Below are 20,476 nucleotides of genomic sequence, written 5' to 3'. Positions count from 1 at the left end.
TGTAAAACGGCGAAACGCCAAAAATAGCCACAACGGTGAATTGAAAATGATAACTATTTCTAATTGTGCTGCTACCCGAAACGGGTTTATTTCCACCTGTTTCGGGTAGGGTTGCGCTTATTGTGACGTCTGGCGACAACGCTCGGTGGCGAGCGCCGTCAGGCGTTTTTTATCTACCTTGCCGACGGCGGTGAGCGGCCAGTGGGTCAGAAACTCAATTTGGTCCGGAATTTTCCACGCGCTGAGCCCCAGCTGGGTTAGCTGGTGACGCAACTGTTGATAGTCAAATGGCGTCTGCTGCGCGATGATAAACGCGCAAATTCGCTCGCCAAGCAGCGTGTCCGGCGCGGCAACCACGGCGCAATCCTTTACCGCCTCCAGACGCATCAGCGCCGCTTCCACTTCCGCCGCGGCAATTTTCTCTCCGGCGCGGTTGATCTGCTCTTTTATGCGTCCCTCAACGTACAGGTTTCCCGCCTCATCGCGCCTGACATTATCGCCCGTACGGTAAAATCCTTGCGCGGTAAAGGCCCGGGCATTGTGCTCGGGAGCGCGATAATAGCCCGAAATCGTGTAAGGGCCGCGCGTTAATAACTGTCCGGTTTCGCCAGGCGCAACGTCGTTCTCTTCTTCGTCAACGACGCGAATTTCATCCAGGGGAGATAGCGGGCGCCCCTGGCTATGGAGAACGCTGACCAGCGGATCGTTGAGACGGGTAAAGCAAAGCAGCCCCTCCGCCATGCCGAATACCTGCTGCAGGGTGCAGTTAAAGGTGGCGATAATCTGCTCTGCCAGCGTCGGATCGAGGCGGGCGCCGCCAACCTGAATGACGCGCAGCGAAGAGAGATCGCTCTCTTCCCACTCTCTGGCCTGCGCCCAGAGCTGCGCCAGGGCCGGCACCAGCGCGACGTGCGTCGCCCGGCATTCGGCGATTAATGGCATCACCTCATCGCAGCTGGCGCTGTTGGTCAGCACCACCTTCCCGCCGCAGGCAAGCGTTCCCAGAATACCGGGACAGGCCAGCGGAAAATTATGCGCCACGGGAAGGACGGCGAGATATACGCTTTGGGCGTTGATGCCGCACAGTTCGGCAGAGCCGCTGAAGTTATAGCTATAGTCGGCGTGCCGTCGCGGAATAAGCTTTGGCGTCCCGGTGGTGCCGCCTGAAAGCAGCAGCAGCGCGGTGGCGGAAACCTCGGGCTGCCGCCACGCCTGAAGCTCGCCGCGCAGCGAGAACAGCGGCGTAAAATCGTCATCTGCGCATTGTTCAATGGTCAGAACATGACGCAAGCAGGCGTGTTTATGCATCATCTGGCGGGCCAGCCCTGCATGGTTTTCCCCGTGAATAAAATAAGCGACGGGTTGCGCCAGCGCGATCAGCGCGTCGATATCCAGCTCCCGCTGGGAGGGCATCGCCAGAACGGGGATCGCGCCGAGTCTTAACAAGGCGAACAACAGGATCACGAAGGCGTTGCCGTTTGGAAGCTGCACAATCACATGCTGCCCTGAACGCAACCCCAGCGAGTCTAACCCTGCGGCAAGCTGGTCGACCCGGACATCAAGCTCGCTGTAGGTTAGCGCACCCCCGTCATCAACGAGCGCTGTTTGCGTGGAATAACGCGCCGCCCAGCAGCGCAGCTGTGCGGCAATAGGTAAGGGATACTGTTCAATCAGAGTGTTAAAAGAAGCGTGCATGCGTCACCTTTCAGAAGTACTGGACTGTTTTTGCACAGCGGTCAGCGTCGAAAATGCGTCGGGAAAATGGCGGACAATCTGCGTAAAGAAGGCGCGGGATTGTTGAATGGGATAGAAGTGATCGCCGTCGATTGTAACCGGCCCGGTAACGTGGGTCAGCCACTGACGCCAGGCGTCGACCTGCTGCCGGGAGGCTTCGCGGTCGCGGCTGCCGCATATGAGCAGCGCAGGCGTGCGCAGCGGCGAGGCGCGATCGGGCGATTCGTAGTGATAATGCTCGGTGGCGTAAAAATCGGCGCGCAGGAGGGGAAGAAACAGCGATATTAACTCCTCGTTTTCCCGCAGCTCAGGCGAACATCCGCCAATATCTATCAGCTCAGCGATAAAGTCGGCATCATCGCGATGGCTGAGTCGGCGTTCGGAATGGAGGTGAGGAGCATGGCACCCCGAAATAATCAGGCCATGCGGCGCATGTCCTCGTTGCTCCAGAAGGCGACAGGTTTCAAACGCCACCTGCGCGCCCATACTGTGCCCGGCGAGCAGCAGCGGCGCGTCAGGAGATACGTTCTGTTGCAGTTCGTTCGCCAGCCGTACCGCCAGCGGCATAATGCTGTTGAGCGGCGTCAGATGGCGCAGGCGATCGCGTCCCGGCCAGGTTACCAGGGAAAGCGCGATGTCCGCCATAGGCTGCTCTCGCCAGCAGCGAAACGCGCTACTGCTGCCGCCCGCGAAGGGGCACATCACCAGATGCGCCGTACTGGCGCTGCGGGCGGGCCATAACGGAGTACACATGGCAGATTGCATCATCGGGACTCCTCATCGTGGCGGTAGAAAGCCGTTAACCGTTCATGACGCGGCGGCTTCAGGTGACGGATCTCGGCATTGCCGGTCGCGCGTAAAATCTGCTGCCATAGGTACGACACCGCCAGCTGATGAGCGCCGTGGCAGGCGGCAGGCGCATTTTCGCCCGCCAGATGGCTGCGCAGCTGATGGAGTAATCTTCCGACGCCCTCAGGCCCGGCGGTTTCACAGCAATCACGCCAGCTCAGGGGCGCCGGGCTGCGCGTCTGACCCGGCGGGTCGCGCAGGATCTCCGGTCTGCGGTAGAGGCTGTGAGCATTCTCCTGATGTTCGGCGACAAACAGGCTGGATGACCAGATGACGGGGCCGTAGCTCGCCTCCAGCGAAAGATATCCTTCCGGCCATCCCAGCAGCAGACGGTGCATAATCAGGCTGTGCATATCCGGATCGTCAGGATCGAGATAGCGCTGAAGCAGCAGGCACGCCTCTCCCTCCGGCCAGTAGAGTCTCAGACAGTGAAAGTCGCTGAAGCTGCCGACCACTTCGCACGCCACGCTGGCGGCATCCACGCCCAGACCCAGCAGCAATAAATCGAGAGTGGAGTAGAGCAACTGCCGGCTGGTGGTGGCATGGACAATCGACGGCCCCTGATCCAGACAGCGACGTAACTGCTCCGCGTCCCTGAGCCACACGCGACCGGCAAGCGCGTGCGGATAAAACGTATTGACCCAATAGCAACGCCCCTGTTCCTGCGCCAGCGCTTGTAATGAACGGACATCATCCGGGTGGAGGGGATGCTCCTGAATAACGTGCGCGCCGTGAGTTAAAAAGTGCCGGGCAAGCTGCGTTCCGCTCCCGCCGGCGACGGTCGAGCGCACGACGATACAGGCGATATCCGGCATCTCCTTGATCTGTTCGAGCGAGGTATACAGCGGGATACCAAACGCCTGGGCCAGCTCTTTTGCGCGCGGGCTTCCCTGGGCCAGCAGGCCAACCAGTTCGAGCCCCTCCTGGGGCTGCATAAAGGCGTTGAGGTACATTTCGCCGAATTTGGCGCCCACAATCAGTACGCGTTGTTTGTCGAAGGTGGACGGCATCATAAGGTGTTCTCCGGTTGCGTTGAGGTTGCGCCAAGCCAGCGCTGGATATGCTGCGCGCAAGCCTGAACGTGGGGGGGCTCCAGCATGATTTGCCAGTGACTGGCTTTAATCGCATAGCGGTCGGCGCGGTCCATCCAGGCCCGCCATTCGGTCTCCGCTGGCGTCCAGCGCGCGGGTCTCATTACGGCATGCAGGATGAGGCAGGGAAGCGCAACGGCTTCGCCCGGCTTATGCCCGGCCAGTAAACGCAGCAGATGCGCGATGTTGTCGATCCACGTTTCTGCCGCTTGCCGCGTCAGGTTTTGCGGCACCATTCCCGCCGTTCTGGCAAGGTCGATGAAGACGGCAAGCTGGCGGGCGGGCGTCAGCCGGTCAAAATGTTCCGGCAGCGCCAGCGGCGTATTCCCTTCGGCTAACAGCCGCAGCAGGGCCGTCCGGTTGGCGCAACGAAAATCCTGTCGACACACGGGATCGATTAACGCCAGCCGTACCTGCTCGCCTTTGGCGTACAGACGCTGCGCGGCGCCAGCTGCAAGAAAAGCGCCGTACGACCATCCCGCCAGCACATAGGGGCCGTGTGGCTGCTGGCGACGGATGGATGCGACATACTCATCGATCATCCGATCAAGCGTGGCAAAACGCTGCGGCGATTTTGCCTGCAGGCCGAATACGCGCCTGTCCAGCGCCCGGGCAAGCGGCAGCCAGGCGCTGATATCGCCGTCGGAAGCGTGGAAAACAAACAACGTTTCATCACCCGCGCCGTGGCAAATGAGCACAGGATTGTCCTCTGCCGACGAACAGGCCTGCAGATGGGCGCAGAAGTCGCTGAGCGTTGAATGGGTGAACAGATCCTGAAGGCTGGCGCTGGCAATTCCTCTGCGGTTCAGCTGCGCGACCATCCTTGTCGCCATCAGACTGTCGCCGCCCAGCGCAAAAAAGTCGTGATGTCTGGCCACGGGGCGAGAAAGCAGCGATTGCCAGAGTTCAGCGACCTGTTTTTCCAGCGTCGGATCGCCCCCGGCGACCGGGGTCGATTCGGCTGGGGCAATCTGCGCAACGGACGGGGTACGCAGCGGCGCAAGTAACGCTTCTTGTTGGCGAATCCGTAATGCGGGCAGGCCGGAGCCAAAACGCTGCTGCAGATAGCGTCTTACGGCTGCTTTATCCGGTCGATTCACGCCAGGCGAACGCGCGACCAGCAGATGCTGGCGCAGCGGCGAGGATTCCTGCGTCGGCCACGCCAGCTCGTTGAAAAACCCGGCTTGCGCAAGCACTTCCTGCCACGCCGAACGGGCGAGCATGGGTTTCTCATCCCGGCGGCGGAAATCACGGTATCCGCTCAATCCCTCGATAAAGCCGACGCTCGCCAGCTGGAATACGCTGTTTCGCTCCGTCGCCTCGACGATCAACAAACGTCCGCCGGTTTTCAGCAGCAGCTTTAATCGGCGCAACGTCTGAACGATATGACTGGCGTCGTGAAGCACATTGACGGCAATAATCAGGTCGTATCCTTCTGCCGGATGGGCGGCGAAATCCAGCGGCTGGTTAATGTCGAATAAGGCGTAAGAAACCCGCGATTGATCGTGGAAACGGCTCCGGGCATCGTTGAGGAACTGCGTGGAGACATCGGTGAAATGGTATGAACGTCGCGTGCTTTGCGTGGCCTTCAGCACCGGCTCCGCGGTGGCTGCGGTTCCGGCGCCCACCTCAAGGATGTGTTCTGCGCCGCACAGGGCGGCAATCTGTGCAGCATAGCGATTCAGACAGGCGCTGGCGGGGTTTTCGCGATACAGCGCGTCGGTTACGCGCAACGGCTCATTGAACAGCAGTTCCAGCGGCGAACACTGCCCGGAGAAAAGGTCGTCGTGGCGGGAAATAGAGGCGTCCAGATACTGCGCCAGCGCCTGACTCCATTGGGTTGGCGGGCAGGCATCCTGCGGCCCGGGGATCTCGCTGAACGCCATGCGGCAGCGCCAGCTATCCCCCTCGCGGGCCAACCATTCTCTTTCCGTCAGACACTGTAGCCACTGGCGCAGCAGACGTCGCCGGGCCCCCTGCGCGGCCAGCGCCTGTACAATTTCGCTAAAGCGATGGGCGCTCTCCGGCGAGGTGAATAAACCATGGCGAGTCAGCGTGTCGGCGATCCCTCGTAGCGCACGCGCCTCCAGCCAGCGCCAGGTCGTGTCCAGTTCATCAAGTTGCGCCTGCTCAGGCAACGGCAGCGCCAGCGAGGCGAGATCGCGCTCAGCCGGGGCGAGCGCGGAGGGGGACGGCCCCTCGGCCATGACGATATCCAGCGTTAATGCGCCATTTTCGCTTAGTTCCGCTCTGGCCCGCTGGATACCGGGATAGTCCAGCGTCGCCTGCTCAATATCCCGCAAATCGTAGTCCGTCTGCGCGTTGAGCGGCCAGCGGCGGCGCGGGTTCTGTTCGGCAATACCGCAGGCCATCGTCTGCAGGCTTTCAGGGCTGGCAATAGCAGCCTGCAGGATGGCGCAATAGTCTGTAAACATGGCTTGCGCTGTGCCCGGCTCCAGCACGTTATCCATGCAGTACCAGCTAAACGTCAACTCGCCATCGCTCTCCATGACCTGATGATCCAGCCAGACCTGCGGCGTTTGCGTGAACACATAGCAGGGTTCACCGAACAGACGACTCATCGCCCGATCGATAGCCATGCCTTCCAGCGTCATTCCCAGCATGCTGGTAAACACCACCGGCATCAGCGGTTGATGCTGCGATCCGCGCAGGCGCCCCAGCTCGCGGATCACCTCGACGCCGTTCATTTCGCTGTGCGCCATGTTCTGCCACAGGCGCTGCTGGGTTCGTTGCATCTGCTCTTGCAGCGTCGCCGGCGCGGTGAAGTTAAAATCGACCAGCGTGACGGAGGTAAAATCACCAATCAACTGGTTGATTTGCGGATGAACCGGCTGGCGATTAAAGAAAGTCAGGTTCAGGGTAAATTCAGCGGTACGGCTCCAGCGCTCGAGGGTGGCGGCAAACAGCGTGAGCAGCGCGGCAGAAGGGGTGAGCCCTTGCTGCTGCCAGCGCTGCTTAACGGCCTGCCACGCAGGCTTGCCGATCGTTGAGGTGAACGTGGTGAAGTGTGGAGTTTCCGGCGGCGTCTCCACCACCGGCAGTTCCGGCGCCAGGGGTAACTGCGGTAGTTTTTCCTGCCAGTACTCCCAGGCATCGTGCCATGCCGCCGTCTGCCGGCGCGCCTGTTCAGCCATCACATAATCGCGAAAGGTGATATCGAGCGGCGCCAGCGTCTCTCCGCGCCAGGCCTGCGCCAGATCGTCCATCATAACTTTAAAACTCTGCACATCGAACTGCAGAAGATCGAGGTTCATGTGCAGGCGATAGCGACAATCGTCGATTTCGCTGACCACCAGTTCAAAAAGAGGCCACTGGTCGGCGGGTAAAACGCGATAGCTCAGTTCCTGCCGCCGTTTTTCCAGCGCCAGGCGCTGCTCCTGCGGGGAGAGCGCGCGCAGATCGTCGCGCGGGATGCGATACGTCGGGGTTGTCGCCAGAACGCGCTGTTGGCCGTCGGCATCCACCACCATTCGCAGCATATCGTGACGGGCAATAAGCTGGTTCCATGCTTTCTCCAGTAGGGAGAGGTCGAGTTCATCGTGGCGTTTATCCCACTCAAACAGCACGTGACAGGCAACGCCGCCATAACCAATAAGATGGGTTCTTCCCAGCCAGTAGGCGTGCTGAATCGGCGTCAGAGGGAAGGGGGCATAACGCTCATCGGCGTCGTGCCGTAACGCTTCCGGCTGCGAAGCGGCAGGCGTCTTCTCTGGTATAGAACAGATAAGCTGCGTGAGCCCGCGCGGCGACAGATCCTGCCACGCCCATTCCGCATTGATGCGCACGCCCAGGTAGTGCTGAATATCGCTACTGAGCTCAAGAAAGAGCAGCGAATCCATGCCCAGCGGCAACAGATCCTGATTTGCCTGCAGCGATGCCGGATCGCTTAGCCGTAACTGAACTGCGATGCGTTTTTTCAGCCATGTCATTACCGCCGTTTCATCGCTCAGGCTGCCGTTAAAGACGTTGTCATCCGCAGGAGGGCTGACCGGCACTGCGGCTTTTTCTGCGGACCCGCTATGGAACAGGGCCTGTTGTAGCGGAGGCATGTTGTCGCTGAAAACACGCATCGCCAGCCGCCATGGGGCACCGCGCATCACCGCCTGTTCCAGATGCCAGCAGCCTTCGGCATTGCTTAACGCGCCCATGCCGCGGCTGGCCAGCGTCGCCAGCATTTCCGGCGTGGCCGCCCGACCGCTTTCCCCCCAGGCGCCCCAGGCAATGGTTATCGTTTTCGGAGTATCATCAGAAGTATGTTGCCGCGCCAGCCCGTCCAGATAGCCGCAGGCCAGCGCATGGGCGCTTTGACCCGGCGCGCCGAGGGCGGCGGCTGCGGAGGAGTAAAGAATAAGATAGCGTGCGTTGTGGTCGCTCAGGCTTTGCCGCAGCTGGTCTGCCGCCTGCGCTTTCACCGCGAAAACCGCGGCCAGCTGGCGATCGTCCAGATCCTGCAGCGGCCCATCAGCCAATACGCCTGCGGCGTGGATCGCCCCGGCAATGCCGCCATCGCCCGCCAGCTTATCGAGAACCCTGGTCAGCTGTCGGGCGTTGCCAACATCACAACGGCAGACGCGGATTTGCACGCCCTCGATGTCGCCCGGCCAGGAGGCATCCACGCGCGGCGCCAGCAGGGCAATACGTTGCGCCCCTTTTTCCTTGAGCCAGTTAACGGCAAGGCGGCCCAATCCGCCAAACGCGCCGGTCACCAGATGCCAGCGGGTATCGCCAGCGAAGACATTTGCCGGAAGATCGGCGGCGCGCCCTGGATTCGGCGCCAGGGAGGGGAGCCAGAGGGCGTTGCCCCTTGCGGCGAGCCAGCGCTGAGAAAGGGAGACGGTGCTCAATCCCTGACGCAGCGTTTCCCATGGCGTGTTTTCGGCCAGATCGATGGCGGCAATCAAGCGTTCCGGCTGTTCATTGGCCGCGACGCGAAGCAAAGCCCACAGAGCGTGATGAGACGCGGCGAGCGCCTCATTCTCCTCAACCTGCCACGCGCGGCGAGTGATCGCAATCAATCCTCCGGCGCCGGTGGTCAGGGCTTCCTTCACTTGTTTCGCTAACGCCAGCGTCTGTTCGCTCTCCTCGACAATCATGAGCACCGAAGCGGCCTGCGGATCGTGAAGGATACCGCATTGCGCCAGCTCATTTTCGTGCGCAAGCGTACCGGCGCTGAAGCGAAATGCCAGTGGGCGGCCATCGCTGGCGGCGCTGAAGGGCGTCCAGCGCCATTGATAATGCGTCTGCGGCGCAGGAACAGGCGCGGCGGGAGCCAGCGGCAGCCACTCGCCATCAGGATGACGGGCTTCCACGCGCATCTCGCCGCGGGAAAAGGCGGCGTTTCGCCAGCTTAAGCGCACCTCCCCCAGCCACTGCGGGGGGATGACCTGGGGCGGTTCCACGGGGGAATTGTTGTCGTGCCGCGCTGAGAGCCGCCGCCAGGCCTCCTGCCAGCGGGCGTTAAACCGTTCCGGCTGACCCGCGCAATCGGACCAGTCGGCGAGATCATCAGCATTATCCGGCAACGTCTGCCCCAGTGCGGATGCTGATGACGAGGATATCCCCTGACCGGGCAGCGTGGCGAGAATGATATGTTCGCTCATACCGGCGGTCGGGCTACCCTCCTGCGGTAGCCACGTCACTTTGCTGAATCCGGCACGGCGACACTGCTGCTGCCACTGTTGGGGGGTGAGGAAGAGCTCGCCTTCGCGGGCGTCGATATCCTGGAGCGGAAGCACCAGCGGGCCAAAAACGAAATCAAACAGACGCATTGGCTGGGTGATTTCGCGCATCAGCAGGCGTCCGCCCGGTTTGAGCAGAGGGCGCAGATTATCGAGCGTGCGGCCAATATGGCGAGTGGCGTGGATTACGTTCGCCGCCACGATAAGATCGTATGAGTTTGCCTGGAACCCCTGGGACTGCGCCTCTTTTTCGAGATCCAGTTCGTGGTAGCGCACAAAGCCATAGTCGGCGAATTTCTGCTGGGCGCGGCGGGTAAACAGGGCGGAGATATCGGTGAAGTGGTACTCCAGCGCCGGAACGCCGTTGAGTTCCGGCAGCAGCCACGCGGTGGTGCCGCCGGTACCACCGCCGACTTCCAGGATTCGTAAAGGGCGCTGGGGCTGACGCGTCTGGACGAGACCGCGTAAGATACCGGCGGCGATTTGGTTGAAATAGCGGCCAAAGCTGAATTCCTGATAGAGGACCTCCACGCCGTCGGAGGCGCCCTGCGGGAAGATGATCGCCACCGGCTCTTCCTCGCCGCTCATCATTTCATACAGCCGTTCGCCGGCGCGGGCGATGGTCTCGGGAATAGCCTGAAAACCTTCACAATAGCCAGCAAGCTCCGCCAGCAGAGCTTCCCTCTGCTCATGTTCAATCGGGCGGGCGCGGAAATAACGCCCGTCAGCGTAGCGGTAGTCGCCGTCGGCCACGCAGTTATTCAGCAGGCGTTGAAGCAGCTGCTGGTAGCGCGGCAGCAGACGGCCGCGGCGCATAATGGTCATGGCGTCGACGCCGCTGGCAATGGCATCGTCCGCACAGCGTTGTACCAGCCGATCGACATAGATGGCGTGTAGCCGCGTGGCGCAGCGTTTAAGCGCTTCCAGCCGGGGAAGATCGAGCGCTGCCGCGGCGCGACTCGCCACCTCAGCGCCAGCGGACAGCACGACGTCGTCAGGCTCGCAGACGTTGGAAACGTGCTCTTTCCAGTAACGCTCGGTCGCGAACGGATAGCGTGGCGCAGAGATACGTTGCCCATTGCCCGCCAGTAAGTCTGCCCACGGCAGGGTGACGCCAGCGGCGTACAGCTGGAGCAGCGCCTGATTCAGGACAGCGCTCGCCTCCTGGTTACGGCGGGCGCTGGCTATCCAGTAGGCGTTATCCCGGTATTCGCGCTGTCCGGAGGCAATCAGCTGGGCATCGGGTCCCATCTCTACAAAAACGCGGGCGCCGAGCTTGTGCGCCGCCTGAATACTCTGGATAAAGCGCACCGGCTGGCGCATATGGCGGCGCCAGTAATCCGCCTGATTGAGCGTCGACGCATCTATGGCCGCGGCGGTGAGGGTGGAAATAAGCTGTAGCTGCCCGGGCTCTGCGTGCAGCCCGGCGCAGGCGTCCTGAAAACGATCGAGTATCGGCTCCAGTAAGGCGGAGTGCGCCGCGCCGGAAACGCTCAGGCGACGATAGCTGATATCACGCTGCGAAAGCGCGGCGCAAAATTCCGCAATACGGGCTTCCGGCCCGGAAAAGACCGTATGCCGGGTGCCGTTGTTGGCCGCCAGATCCAGCTCAAACTGGCGGGCCAGCGGCATCAGCGCCTCTTCTTGCGCGAACACCGCCACCATCGCGCCGTTTGCGCACAGCTGCATCAGCGCCCCGCGGCGGCAAACCAGCGGCATAACCTGTTCAATCGTATAGTGTCCGCAGACCACGGCGGCGGCAAATTCGCCCACCGAGTGACCGATGGCGTAATCCGGCTGCAATCCCTCGGCGCGCCAGTGCGCCGCCATGGCGATTTCAAAGGCAACGATGGCCGGCTGCGCCCAGGTCATCTCCTCCAGCTGCGCCGAGTCGGGATTAAACATCGCGTCGCGCAGGGAGGGCGTGAGCATTTCACGACAGGCGGAAAAACAGCGTTCCAGCGTGTCGGCAAACACCTTCGAATGCTGGCACATGGCGTGGCCCATGGTCCGCCAGTGCGAGCCCTGCCCGGTAAACAGCCACACCTGCTTACCGCTCACGCCGTGGCCGCTATAAACCGGCGCCCCGGCCTGTTCTCCAGCCCAGGCGCTAAGAGTAGCGGCGGTATCATCATTTAATGCCGTCGCCAGACGAAAGGGGAGATCGAGACGGCGGGCGCGCAAAGCCGTGAAGGCCAGATTACTGGCATCCGCGTTTTCCCTCAGCGCCCGAGCATAGTCCGTAGCCAGCTGCCGCAACGCGGTGTCGCTGGCAGCGCTGAGCAGCAGCGCGGTGCTCCTGCTACCGTCATCCGCACCAGGCAACGGTAATTTGAGCTCATCGGGCAGCGAGGCGACGATCATGTGGCAGTTTGTGCCACCAATGCCAAAGGAGGAGACGCCCGCGTAGCGTATTTCGTCCTGCCACGTCTGGGCCGTCACCGGCACGGTGAACGGGCTTTCGTCGAGCTTGAGCGCCGGGTTTGGCGTGGCAAAATTTAGCATCGGTGGAATTTGTCGGCGGTTGACCGCGAGGACGGTTTTCAGCAGCCCGGCAATCCCGGCCGCCGTATCCAGATGGCCAACATTGCTTTTTACCGAACCGAGCGCGCAGCGCTGATGCGGCGGGCGGGGCGCATAAACGTTGCGCAGCGCTTCAATTTCAATCGCGTCTCCCAGCGGCGTGCCGGTACCGTGGGTTTCAATGTAGCCAATCTGTCTGTCATCGATCGCCGCCAGCATTAACGCCTCTTCGATGACCGCTTGCTGTCCTGCCACCGACGGCGCGGTATAACCCACTTTTCGGCTACCGTCGTTGTTGACCGCGCTGGAGAGGATCACGGCAATAATCGGATCCTCTGACAGCAGCGCATCTCTCAGGCGGCGCAGTACCACGCAGCCGAGACCGTTGCCGGCCCAGGTGCCTTCTGCCGAGGCGTCAAAAGGGCGACAGTGGCCATCGGGAGAGAAAATCATCCCGGGCTGGTAGCGGTAGCCCGCCTGCTGGGGGAAAGAGAGCGCCACGCCGCCGGCCACCGCCATATCGGATTCCCCCGCGCGCAGGCTTTCGCAGGCCAGATGCACCGCGACCAGCGAACTGGAGCAGGCGGTCTGTACCGATAGCGCCGGGCCGTGCAGATTGAGCTTATACGCGGCGCGGGTGGCAATATAGTCCTTATCATTACCCATCAGCGACTGCAGACCCTTGACCTGCGCGACTTCCGTGACGTTCAGGGCTTCGCGGCCGGGATAGGTGCTCATCCGGGAAGAGGCGAAAACGCCGGTCTTGTGGGGGACGGCGCCGGGGGCATAGCCGGCATGCTCCAGCGCATGCCAGACCGCCTGCAAAAACAGCCGCTGCTGCGGATCGATAGATTCGGCTTCTTGCCGCGAGTAGCCAAACAGGGCGGCGTCGAAGCAGTCGGCGTTGTCTAAAACCGTCCCGATATTGACGTAATGAGGATCGTCAATCACCGTGGCATCCAGACCGGCGGCCAGCAGCGCCTCGCGGGTAAAGCGCCTGCTGCATTCACGGCCTTCCAGCACGTTTTGCCAGAACGTTTCGCCATCGGGCGCTTCAGGAAAATGGCAGGCGTAGCCGATCACCGCGACAGGTTCGCAGTCCGGGTAGCGTTCAGCGATCGATGCATCAATGGAATCTGCTGTCGGCGCAGAAGAGAAGCGCAAGTTATCCATAATCGGTCTCGTTTCCTAAGAGTCACAAAGTCAATGGCACGCCGCGCTTGCGCGACGGCGTCCCGGAAAAAATCAGTTTGGTTCGCGCTAAATCCGCCGCTGGCGTCGGCGAACCGGGCGAGAGCGTGTGGCTTTCTCCTCCATCGCGACGCCGGTAAGGTATTCGGCCAGAGCGGCTGGAGAGGAGTGGGTAAAGAGATCAAGCAGCGTCAGCGTGGAAAATTCGTGACGTTGTAACAAAATGTGCAGTTGCACCAGATTTAGCGACGTGGCGCCCGCCTCAAAAAAGTTATCCGCGGGCATAATCGATTCGCCCACCACCTCGCGAAAGGCGTCGCAAATCAGACGGACAGTGCTCTCGTCCGCCGCCACGCCGGACACCGGGCGCTCAGGGCAACCGCGCGGAGCGGGCGCGGGGCTTGGTTCCGCGAGTTTAACGGGGGGAACCAGCGCGGCGAGCGGAAGCTGCCAGCAGCTCTCTTCCTCGGCCATCCGATTGAGCAATTCGCCATACTGGGCAAACTGTCGCTCCACCTGTTCGGCAGGAAACAGGGCGGCGACAAAATCCCAGTTAAAGCGCAATTCACCTTCGGACTCATAAACCTGGTGATCGAGCCAGACCTGCGGCGTCTGCGAGATACCCCAGACCGGTTTGAGTAAATTGCACCGGGCGAGGAAATTATCCTGCGCGAAGCCGAGCGCGCTGGTGAAGACAACCGGCATGGTTACGGCGGGCAGATTTTGCCGTTGCGCCAGCTGACGCATCACGCGGATGGCGGATACATCGCGATAATTGAGGCTCTGGCTCAGGCGCTGCTGCAGTCGCTGCGCGCTGTGCAGCCAGTTGTCGCCAGGCCGCCAGCTCAGCAGCATCAGCGAGGTGAAGTCGCCCAGAATCTGGTTGATTTGCGGATGCACCGGACGGCGGTCGAAAAGCGTCAGGTTAAGCGTGAAGTCAGGCCGCGCGCTCCATGCCGAGAGCACCGTCGACCATACCGATAAGAGTAAGGCCGACGGGGTAAGGTGGGCTTCAGCCGCCCGCTGTTTCAATCGGCGCCAGCGCGCGCTGTCCATGGCCCCGTTCAGGCGGGCAAAGCGCGGCGTCGCAACGTCCTGAGGCAAGCAGCGCAGCGGCAGCGCCGGCGCCGGAGGGATGTCGTCCAGCTGAGTCTGCCACCAGGCCAGGGAGTCTGGGTCTGGCGCCCGCAGCGCGGGTTGCTGCAGATAATCCCTGAAAGTGACGGGGAGCGGCGGCGGCAGCTGTTGCGGATAGCGATAGCCGTTTTCCAGCTCCGCCAGCAGGATCTGCATGCTTAGCCCGTCAAGCAACAGGTTATCCAGGCACAGCCAGAGTCGGGCGGGCATCCCGTCGACGTATCCGACCTGGAGATCGAATACCGGCCAGATTTCGGGGTTGAGTACCTGATGCGCCAGTTTTTCACGTAGCCGCAGCGCCTCGTCTGGCGTTGGGCAAACGTGCGCGGGTATGATCCAGGGGGGAGTCTGTTCGAGAACCTGCAGCTGTCCATCGTGAACAACGGCGCGCAGCATATCGTGGCGGACGATTAAACGATTCCAGACCCTCTCCAGCCGGCGGATATCCAGATCGGCAACCTCAAATTCAACGAAGAAGTGGGAGCCTACGCCGCCCAGGGCAAACCCCGGCTGCCGTCCGACCAGGTAGGCCTGCTGCACGTCGGTAAGCGCGAAAGGCTGGTAGCGATCTTCAGGATAGTGGGTGAATGGCTGTTCGACCGGGAGGTCGGTTTTACGCAGGGTAGCGGCAAAATCCGCCAGTCGGGGATGATTAAACAGATCGCTTAATTGCGCGGTATAACCCGCCTGATGGAGCTGTCCGGTCAGCCGGGTGGCCAGCAGGCTGTCGCCGCCTTGCTGGAAAAAGTCGGTCTCCCGGGTGACGGTGCCGATCGACAACAGCTGCTGCCAGATGGCGGCCACGCATGTTTCCGTATCGCCCTGAGGTAAATCCGCTTCGGCCGATGTTTCCGCCTCAGGGGTATGGCGACGGGTCAGCGCCTGATAGTCAATTTTCCCGTTAGCGGTCAGCGGGAAAGCGTCAAGGAAGTGGATCCGTTGCGGCACCATCCACCCGGGCAAGCGTTCGGCAAGGGCGGCCTGTAGTTTACGCGGGTCCCGGCGCATCTGGCTGGCCGGGCACTGGACGAGGAAGCGTTGTAATCCGCCGATTTCATCGCCATGCTGACAGCTGAAGTCGGCGGCGCTGAATATTGTTGCCCACGCTGCGCTGTTATGCAGTAAAGCCTCCGGTTGTCCAGCGGTTAACAGAAGCGTGCTGAGCAGGGCAGACGGCGTCAACTGGCGAAACTCCATGACGTAGAGCAGCGCTCCGGGGACGGCGAGCCGTTGTAAGGTCGTAAGGAGTCCGGGATCTTCTGGCAGCAAACGATGCAGGGCATTATTCAGCCAGACAATGTCCGCCGAATGCGCGTGCGCCGCCAGCGTCTCCGCATTCCAGAGGGTCAGACGGGCATCAGGCCATGGGGCAAGCCGCTGTCTGGCGCTCAGCAGCAGCTCCTGGCTATGTTCAAGCCCGACATACTCAACCTCGCCAGCGTTGAGGCGGGACAACAGGCACTCTGCGGCGCGGGCGGTGCGGACACCCACCTCCAGCAGGCGTACCGGGCGCTGTAACCGTCGGGAAAGCTGTTGGCACATTGTCGCCAGCTCCTCAATATACAAGGCGCTGGCCGGATGGTCGAAAGCCAGACTTTCCGGCGACCACCGCGCATCATTCAGTAATGACAGTTCGTGGCGCGCGCCGCGAAGAATCTGCATTAAGGTGAGGTCATGCCCGCTGAACGAAGGATGGCGCTTTTCCGGCGCTTCTGCCGCGCAGACCTGATAACCCTCAGCAGCGGGCTGCAGCCGCTGTTGAGCCGCAAGAAAGGCTAACCAGCGTTCCATCACGGCCTGCCAGCGCGGCTGGATAGCGAGCGAATCGATCAGGGAGAGCGGATCGACGTCAGAGGCGTGGGCCGGATGCAGTTTTAACAGGCGATACTGCAGAAAATCAGCGACCTGAGCGGCGGAGATTTCTGGCGGGCAGGCGCAGCAGGGCAGCGTTCCTGCCAGGGTACGCCATTCCTGCGGCAGCAACGGATCGCGATGATGGGGAACGCAAAAAGCCTCCCCCTGGGGAACAACCCAGGCCGCCAGGGTCTTCTCTTTCTCCCCGATCGCCTGAACGGTGGCTTGTTTCACGCCCGCCACCTGGCCGAGCGCGCTCTCAATTTCGCCCAGCTCGATGCGATATCCCCCGACCTTGACCTGCTTATCGCGGCGGCCGAGGAACTCTAAGGTACCGTCTGGCCAGTAGCAGCCGAGATCGCCGGTGCGATACCAGCGCTCGCCCGATTGCGTCAAAAACTGCTGCTCGCTGCGCAGAGGATCGTTGAAATAGCCTTCAGCGACCCCGAGGCCACCAATCCACAATTCGCCGGGCACCCAGTCGGGGCAGTCCCGGCCCCGCTCATCGACTACCCGGTAGCGCTGGTTAGCCAGCGGAAAACCGTAGGGGATGGCGCGCCAGTGCTCAGGAACCTCTCTGACCTCGCAGACGTTAGACCAGATAGACGCCTCGGTGGCGCCGCCCATGGCGATAAACTGCCCTTGCGGCCGATAGGCCCGAAAGCGGGCGGGAAGATCGAGACCGATCCAGTCGCCGGAAAGCATTACCGCGCGCAGATTTGCCGGCGCAGCGTCGGCAAAACCCTCGCACCAGGTCAGCAGCATATCGAATAGCGCCGGGACGCTGTTCCAGAGCGTGACCTGATGGCGTTGGATCAGTTCACACCACGCGCGGGGATCGCGCCGTTGCTCTTCCATCACCATAACCAGCGCGCCGCCGGCGCTCAGGACGCCAAAAATGTCATATACCGATAAATCAAAATGCAGGCCGGACAGCGCCAGCACCCTGTCGCCTGGACCTACCTGATAGCGGTTATTGATATCGCAACAGGTGTTGAGCGCTCCCCGGTGAGAAATGACCACGCCTTTCGGTGTGCCGGTAGAACCGGAGGTGTAGAGAATGTAGGCCGGTTGTGTCGGTGCGCGAACCACCGGGTTGCCGATCGGTTCATCCTCAATGGCCTGCTGCCAGGCAAGCAGGGGAATATCGTCTGACCACGCGCTGGCGTCGTGCTGGCAAATCAGCACCAGCCGAACGCTGGCGTCAGCATAGATTTTCTCGCGCCGCGCAGCGGGCTGGTCCAGCGAAACCGGAACGTAGACCGCCCCGGCCAGCAGCACGGCCAGCACCGCAACCAGCTGTCCCGCGCCTTTTGACATGCCGATCGCCACATTGTCGCCCGGCTGCACCCCGCACGCGATTAACCTGCCGGCGCAACGGCGGGCAAAGTCCGTCAGTTCACGGTAGTTCCACTGATAATGAGCATCTGTGACCGCCAGCGCCTCCGGCTGCTGGAGGGCGATGCGGAAAATGCCTTCATGCAGCAGTCCTGCGGGAATGGGCGCGTCGGTCGCGTTGACCCGCTGGCGAATCGCGCGCTGCCTGGCGGGCAGGGTATCCGGGAACGGTTTTTGCCATGCGCTGTCATCTTCGCAGAGCTGGTTAATCAGCTGGCAGTAGGCCGCGAACAACGTCGCTACTAATGCCGGAGGGAACAGGGCGTCATTGCTGTCCCATTGCAGCCAGACCTCGCCTTGGTGTTCGAAGGCCAGATGATCTATCCACACCTGTGGCGTCTGCGAGATGCCCCAGTCCGGCTCGCCCAAAGGCGGTTCCGCGCGGCTGCTGTAGAGAGAGCGTCCCAGATTGCTGGTAAATACCACCGGGGCCCCGTGGGGATAGCGCTGCTGGCGTTTGAGCTCCCGGAGGAGTTCGACGCCGGACCAGTGACGATGCTCCCAGTCTTCGGTAAAGGTCAGCTGATTCTTCTGCGCGAGGCCGCTGACGGTATCGCCGTCGCAGGCGGTATCCAGCAGCAGAATATTGGTGAAGTCGGCAAGCATAGCGCTAACCGCCGGGTGCAGCGGTTGGCGGTCGAATAACGTTACGTTGAGCAGCAGCCGCGTCAGGCCGCTCCAGCGAGCCAGGACGGCGGAAAAACAGGTTGCCAGCGCCATTGTCGGGGTGACGCCGTACTCACCGGCCCGTTGGCTGAACGCATGCCACTGTTTGGCCGGGACAATCATGCGGCGTCGGGTATTACGGACTTCACGTAGCGCGGCGGGGTCGCAGGCCAGCGGCAAGAGCGGCGCAGGAGGAAGCGCAGGCGCTTTCGCCAGCCAGTACGCGCGGGCTTCGTCTCGCAGCGGTTGATGCACCTTCTGCTGGTGCAGCAAATAGGAGCGGAAATCATAGCGGGGGTCGATAGCCGGCAGCGATTCGCCCGCCAGCAGAGCATTAAGCTCATCGAAGAAGAGCGTAAAGCTGGAGGCATCCATAATCAGCAGGTCAATATTGACATGGAGGCAGTGGCGATTATCGGGCAACAGCGTCAGCTGAAAATCAAACGTTTCGCCGATCTCCACGCGTAAAAGGCGGTGGCTCAGGCGCTGGCGCAGGGCGTCCAGATAGACCTGGCGGCTGGCGGCGTCGTTCTGGCGCAAATCATGAACCGTCACGCCGTTCCAGTAAGGTTGCTTTAACCAGACCTGCTGTCCGTCGGTGCGAAAGGCGATATGCAGCATCGGGTGGCGCTGCATCAGGATCGCGATGGCCTGTTCCAGCTTTTCCGCCGTCAGAGAATTCCCGGCAAACTCCTGATACAGATGGCAGCCCACGCCGCCGAGAGGCTGTCCAGGCATTCGCCCCGTCAGGTAGGCATGCTGGACCGGCGTCAGAGGGAAGGGGGTACCCTCGGTCATGGTCGGCCAGACGCTTTCACCGGATGCCGTTTCCTCCGCCGGTTTCTCCGGCGAACGGCTGCGCATCAGCTGGCGCCACCCGCCCAGCGTGGGGGCGGCATACAGTTCGCGCAGGGTCACGCGGTAGCCCCTTTTACGAAACCAGTCTAACCATCTCATCAATCTGATTGAATCCAGGCCCGCCTGGATCAAATTGCACGCTTCATGTAGCTGCTGCGGCGTTAAATTTAGCTCCTGCTTTAGCCGCTCGCGTAATTGTTGATAATCAGCCGCGTTGCCGTTGTCCGGTAACCGCGGTTCCTGAGATGGTGCGCCAGAAATCATTCTTCCTCCTGATGGCACGTCTTAGCGGAAAATACTCCTTACATGAGAATAATAATTATTAACAATTGAGTGCTACCCGAAACGGGTCTATTTATGCCCGTTTCGGGTTAATCACTGGAGGAAAGCACTGAGGCCCGGAGGGGGGTTCCGGGCCGCTGACGGGGAGGGGTCAATCGGCGATCAGATGACGCGTTTAAAGCTGGAAGGGGTGACGCCAAACTGTTTCTGGAAAGCGGCAGAGAAGTGGCTGGCGTTGGCGTAGCCCAGATCGGCGGCTACCGTCATAACGGAGGTATTGCCATTGGCCAGCCTTCTTCGTGCCTCCTGCATGCGTTCAGCCTGAAACAGGCCATAGACGCTGTTGTTAAACAGAACGCGGAAGCCACGCTTAATTTTCAGCACGCTCAAACCGGACTCTCTCGCCAGCTCAGCAACGCCCGGCGCCTGCGTCAAATCGGCCAGCAGCAGATCCTTTGCCCGCAGCAGTTTCTGGCGCTCCACCGGGTTGAAGTGGCAGGAGAAGCAGCTGGCGTCTTCGCGGTGCTCATCCAGGACCAGGCTTAGCATCACCAGACTCTGTCCCTGTAGCCAGAGCGTCGAAGGTTTTTGTTCATGGCTGAATCCGCCGTGCATCCGCATTAGCGCATGACGCAAAACCTGGGCCGTTAAATGGGTTTCCGCATTGCAGCGCTGCTGCTGGCAACAGCAGTGGGAGTCGATCTTATTTTTAATGACTGTACTGATATCCGGTACCCACAGCGCGAGGGTTTCAGGGCTGAAGGAGAGGGTGATGCTCTCGAATCGGCCGCCGTAGGAGGCGCTGCCGCGGCAATCTGGCGTGTGGGTAATGTAATGGCGATTGCGGGCCAGTTCCCACTCGGTGTGGCGTCTGAGCCCCTGGATGGCAAAGCGCGAGGTGCCCTCGAGGATGCACGAGAAGTTAATCCTGCCCAGATCATCGTGAAGCTGTAACGTCTCAGGCTGCGCAAAATGGCCTCTCCAGAGCAAAATATCCATCCCTTCCTGCAACGAACAGCGCAGCAGTTCACACTGGGCCGGGATAGTACCGTCGTTAGCGGGTTTCCCGACCACCAACTGATGAATTGAGATTGCAGATTGCGTTTGTGGTGACTCCGTCATGACCGGGTTATCTCCCTGTGGCTTAAACCAATGCGGGTAAAAATAGAACCGAATGGGGTAGATGAGTAATTG

6 protein-coding genes are annotated in these 20,476 nt (G+C 61.3%); all 6 read right to left on the bottom strand.

The window, feature by feature from the left end; all coding sequences use genetic code 11:
* Window positions 1-117: 117 nt before the first annotated feature.
* The 6 genes from ABLV12_RS25200 to ybtA all read right to left on the bottom strand — a co-directional run bounded on the left by ABLV12_RS25200 (window position 118) and on the right by ybtA (window position 20,404).
* Entirely contained in the window at window positions 118-1,695 is a 1,578-nt protein-coding gene (locus ABLV12_RS25200) for an AMP-binding protein (protein ID WP_348867445.1), read from the bottom strand.
* Window positions 1,696-1,698: 3 nt separating this feature from the next.
* Window positions 1,699-2,502: an alpha/beta fold hydrolase gene (locus ABLV12_RS25195; RefSeq protein ID WP_348867444.1), complete on the bottom strand. Its 804-nt coding sequence runs from the start codon at window positions 2,500-2,502 to the stop codon at window positions 1,699-1,701.
* The gene (locus tag ABLV12_RS25190) at window positions 2,499-3,596 is read right to left on the bottom strand and encodes a Gfo/Idh/MocA family oxidoreductase (RefSeq protein WP_348867443.1); all 1,098 of its coding nucleotides are present in this window, start codon (window positions 3,594-3,596) and stop codon (window positions 2,499-2,501) included. Before ABLV12_RS25190 ends, ABLV12_RS25195 begins: the two co-directional genes overlap by 4 nt.
* Window positions 3,593-13,069, bottom strand: a complete 9,477-nt coding sequence (irp1, locus tag ABLV12_RS25185) for a yersiniabactin polyketide synthase HMWP1 (protein WP_348867442.1) — start codon at window positions 13,067-13,069, stop codon at window positions 3,593-3,595. The genes ABLV12_RS25190 and irp1 overlap by 4 nt, the downstream gene beginning before the upstream one ends.
* A gap of 87 nt (window positions 13,070-13,156) precedes the next feature.
* On the bottom strand, window positions 13,157-19,264 hold the full coding sequence (locus ABLV12_RS25180; protein WP_160886485.1) for a non-ribosomal peptide synthetase: 6,108 nt from the start codon (window positions 19,262-19,264) through the stop codon (window positions 13,157-13,159).
* 180 nt (window positions 19,265-19,444) lie between these two features.
* Window positions 19,445-20,404: a yersiniabactin transcriptional regulator YbtA gene (ybtA, locus tag ABLV12_RS25175; RefSeq protein ID WP_160886483.1), complete on the bottom strand. Its 960-nt coding sequence runs from the start codon at window positions 20,402-20,404 to the stop codon at window positions 19,445-19,447.
* Between the last annotated feature and the right edge of the window lie 72 nt (window positions 20,405-20,476).

The organism is Klebsiella sp. CN_Kp100 (genome assembly GCF_040065315.1).
Taxonomy (GTDB): Bacteria; Pseudomonadota; Gammaproteobacteria; order Enterobacterales; family Enterobacteriaceae; genus Klebsiella; species Klebsiella oxytoca.
The sequence above is the reverse complement of the archived record's forward strand: the minus strand, read 5'-3'. Positions and strand labels throughout refer to the sequence as shown.